Genomic DNA, 3,445 nt, shown 5'->3' with positions numbered 1-3,445 from the left:
CTGCGGACTTCAGCAATAATACCTTGTGCTTAAGGACAAGTTTTAAATGAATATAGACTTTGGAACTGACTTTTAGTCAGATTTTTCTAGCTTAATTAAATATTGCTTTTAGTGAGTGATAAAAGCACTCTTCTGATAGCTGATAGCTGATAGCTGACGGCTGAATGCTTACTTTCAGCCTAGTGGCTAAATAGACTTATTCTCTAATATTTTTTTTTGCGCTAAAAATCAGACTCGATTCGGCTTAAATTCCTTATCTTCCTGTTTTCAAGTTTATAGATTTATTGACGCAAATAGGGATTTTTGTTAACTTAGTAAATATCCCTTGTAAAAAAAATTATTTATATTAAAATATAAAAGTTAGCAAGATAACATTACCTTTTAAAAAGGATGTTTTTATCTAAATAAAGTATTAAGAATAATCAAAACATCCGAAATATAGACTTACATAGTTAGTAGTTAAACTTGCGATTAAAAATAATGTCAGAATATTTATGAAAAATAACATCAAGCAAAAGCCAAATTACCTAAGAATATTAACAATTACTTCTCTATCTTTATTAGGAAGTCAAATACCAACTATTGCCATGGCAGACCAGTGGACTCCATGGGTTAACCAGAGCAATGAAATATTACTTGCTCAACAACAAGTTTGTCAGCTTCAGTCTTCACCAGCAGATAGTCGTGCAGGTGTAGATTTCCGAGACCAGCCAAATGGAGGTAGAAATACTGCCTTTTTTAATAACGGTACTTCCGTAACAGTCATCAATAGGTCTAATGATGGACAATGGGCACAAGTAACTGGACCGAATAATGCTCAAGGTTGGGTATATACTCCCTATCTACAAAATTGCAATACACGCTCTGCCTCACAACTACCCAATACAGGAAATAGAACAGGTGGAGTACCAGTAGGAACAATTTGTCAGGCTGTAGGTTCCCCCGAATATCCAAATATTCCAGTGCGAGATTTACCCAATGCCAAAGGTTATAATGTGCCTTTTAATTTTGCTAAAGGTACTCAAGTGAGAGTTGCTGAACCACCCGCAGGACAAGAGTCTCAAGCAAAGTGGGTTTATGTTCAATCAGTACAAACTCCTCAACAAATGGGGTGGGTATGGAAACCTTATCTCCGATGTAATTAGCTGATTCAAGAATTTAGAATTTAGAATTTAGAATTTAGAATTACCTATCCTTGAAAAAAAGAGGATTGACGAACAGGAAAATTTTTATTTATTATCCCCTTAAAAGGGGAGGCTTTAAACCACAATATTTCGGTAATTTATAAGAAGGTTTGACGGTCAACAACAACAAATATTTTTGGTACGGTCATTGACTCAGGAAGCTGATATTTTCTGTTTTGATGAGCCTTTTTTTTTGATTGACAGAATACGGAAAATATTATTTGTATCTATCTTGTTTTGGGATATTTATTAATATGAACTCAACAGAAAATATCACCATTCAACATCTATCTGAGAAAGATATAAAACTAATGCAAGACTTGCTCAATGTTTTTGGTGATGCGTTTGATCAAGTGGAAACTTATTGCAAATCCCAGCCTAAAACTGATTATCTTCGTAAGCTACTCAGCAGAGATTATTTTATCGTGTTGGTTGCATTAAAACATGGAGAAGTAGTGGGTGGTTTGGCAGCATATGAACTTCACAAATTTGAGCAAGAACGCAGTGAGATTTATATATATGATTTGGCGGTATCGACTGAATACCGTCGGCAAGGTATTGCAATGGCGCTTATTGACGAACTCAAGAATATAGCTGTCGATCGGGGAGCTTATGTTATCTTCGTTCAAGCTGACTACGGTGACGATCCGGCAATAGAGTTATATAGAAAAGTTGGGGGTGTGCGGGAAGATGTCCTACACTTTGATATTGTAGTCAAAAAAGATTATTGAGCGATCGTTTTTATAGAAATTCTGAGGTTTTTTATCATGCTAAATGTAACTATTGATGAAATTCAAAGCGACCCACTGAAATATTTGCGTTTAGTTGAAGAGGGGGAAACTGTGGCTTTGTTGCATGAAAGTAGCGTTCTTAACATCCATTCCGCAGCTTAATCGCTCTGTTTCGCGATTATGGATGTTCTATTTATCTATTGTCCAATAGTTATTGCTCTGCTGAGAAAGCGTTGGCGGAGGATGGTGGCGGCAGCTTAATTGCTCTGTTTCGCGACTATTGATGTTCTATTTACTATTGTCCAATAGTTAGGGCTGACAGTTCAATGCTCAAAGCTTTAATATGTAAAGGTTTCAGCTTTTTTATTTCCCATACTGATGTTCTATTTATCTATTGTCCAATAGTTACAGCAGTTTCAGCGCGTTATTGTTGTAGATATGCACAAGCAAGTGCGGCAGCTATATACTTTCATGCAACAAAGCCGGAAACTGTTGTAATTATTCGATCTGAGCAAGCGATCGCTGAAATTAGACCTATTGCCAGTAGCAACAAATTATGACCATTTGGTTTGTGTGCAAGTGAGTTTACTGTTCCAGATGATTTCGATGCTCCTTTGCCAGAAGATATGCTGAACGCATTTGAGGGGAAATGAGAATTTTGCTAATTTATCTCCTACAGGGTGGATATCCAGAAAGTTTCCGTATTAGGATTTACGCAGATGCGCTATATATAGTACTTGTAACTATTGGACAATAGTTACTGGACTCTATACATAGTGTCTTTGCGTAAGTCCTGCGTATAATAAATAGTTATACGTTATCTGAAAAGAGGTGGTAAATGGTAAATTTTGATATTAGCAATATAAGAAGAATGACAAAGATACTTGAACCGACAGCAGACTTTGACAGTTCTTTTACTTTTTATTATGACGAAACCAATAATATTAGAAAATTCTATGTGAAGGAATTCGATTTTAATGTCTCTTTGAATTCAAATTCTTTTAATTCAAATTTTGTTTTAGGTGGTTTAGTTTACGAAGGAAGCCAACCTGATATTAAACCCTTATTTGATAGGCTTAACCTACAAAAGAATATTAAAGAAGTAAAACTTAAGCATATTGTTCAGGGAAAGAAAGAATTTATTGACTGCCTGAAGTCTGACAAACTGAATGTATTTTTGAAATACCTTTTGTCGGACAATGATTTATACATTCATTATTCAAGTTTAAATATTCTTTACTGGTCTATTGTTGATATTGTTGATTCTGCAATTGCGGTTAGTTCAGAAGTTACAAAGCAGTTTGGTTTATATTTTCAAAATTATTTAAAAAACGACTTATATAAGCTGGCGAAACTCGAAATTGACTCGTTCCAGGAATTATTTTATAACTTTAATTATCCTAATATTAAAAAGGAATCAGTTTCAGAATTCATTGAAGAACTAATTTCAATATTTGACGAATATATTGATACGCAAGAATTCCATTTTGGATTAGAATCTCTCAGACAAATACTCAAAGAGGCAAATAA

General features: G+C 34.6%; 5 protein-coding genes. All 5 read left to right on the top strand.

The window, feature by feature from the left end; all coding sequences use genetic code 11:
• Positions 1-494: 494 nt before the first annotated feature.
• Entirely contained in the window at positions 495-1,145 is a 651-nt protein-coding gene (locus F6K54_RS42050; protein WP_293090430.1) for an SH3 domain-containing protein, read from the top strand.
• Positions 1,146-1,438: 293 nt separating this feature from the next.
• A complete protein-coding gene (locus F6K54_RS42040) occupies positions 1,439-1,915 on the top strand; it encodes an AAC(3)-I family aminoglycoside N-acetyltransferase (protein ID WP_293090429.1) in 477 nt (158 codons plus the stop codon).
• Between the two features lie 36 nt (positions 1,916-1,951).
• Positions 1,952-2,077: a hypothetical protein gene (locus F6K54_RS42035; RefSeq protein ID WP_293090428.1), complete on the top strand. Its 126-nt coding sequence runs from the start codon at positions 1,952-1,954 to the stop codon at positions 2,075-2,077.
• Positions 2,078-2,241: 164 nt separating this feature from the next.
• Positions 2,242-2,475, top strand: coding sequence for a hypothetical protein (locus F6K54_RS42030; protein ID WP_293090427.1), 234 nt, complete (start codon positions 2,242-2,244; stop codon positions 2,473-2,475).
• A 278-nt stretch (positions 2,476-2,753) separates the two neighbouring features.
• A partial coding sequence (locus F6K54_RS42025; RefSeq protein ID WP_293090426.1) for a hypothetical protein occupies positions 2,754-3,445 on the top strand: 692 nt, incomplete at its 3' end.

The organism is Okeania sp. SIO3B5 (assembly GCF_010692555.1).
In the GTDB taxonomy this organism is placed as follows: Bacteria; Cyanobacteriota; Cyanobacteriia; order Cyanobacteriales; family Microcoleaceae; genus Okeania.
Note: the sequence above shows the minus strand (reverse complement) of the source record. Positions and strands in the feature narration are given on the sequence as shown.

Coding starts and splice junctions, on each gene's coding strand:
- F6K54_RS42030 (WP_293090427.1), top strand. CDS start 2,242: ATGCTCAAAGCTTTAATATGTAAAGGTTTCAGCTTTTTTATTTCCCAT.
- F6K54_RS42040 (WP_293090429.1), top strand. CDS start 1,439: ATGAACTCAACAGAAAATATCACCATTCAACATCTATCTGAGAAAGAT.
- F6K54_RS42035 (WP_293090428.1), top strand. CDS start 1,952: ATGCTAAATGTAACTATTGATGAAATTCAAAGCGACCCACTGAAATAT.
- F6K54_RS42050 (WP_293090430.1), top strand. CDS start 495: ATGAAAAATAACATCAAGCAAAAGCCAAATTACCTAAGAATATTAACA.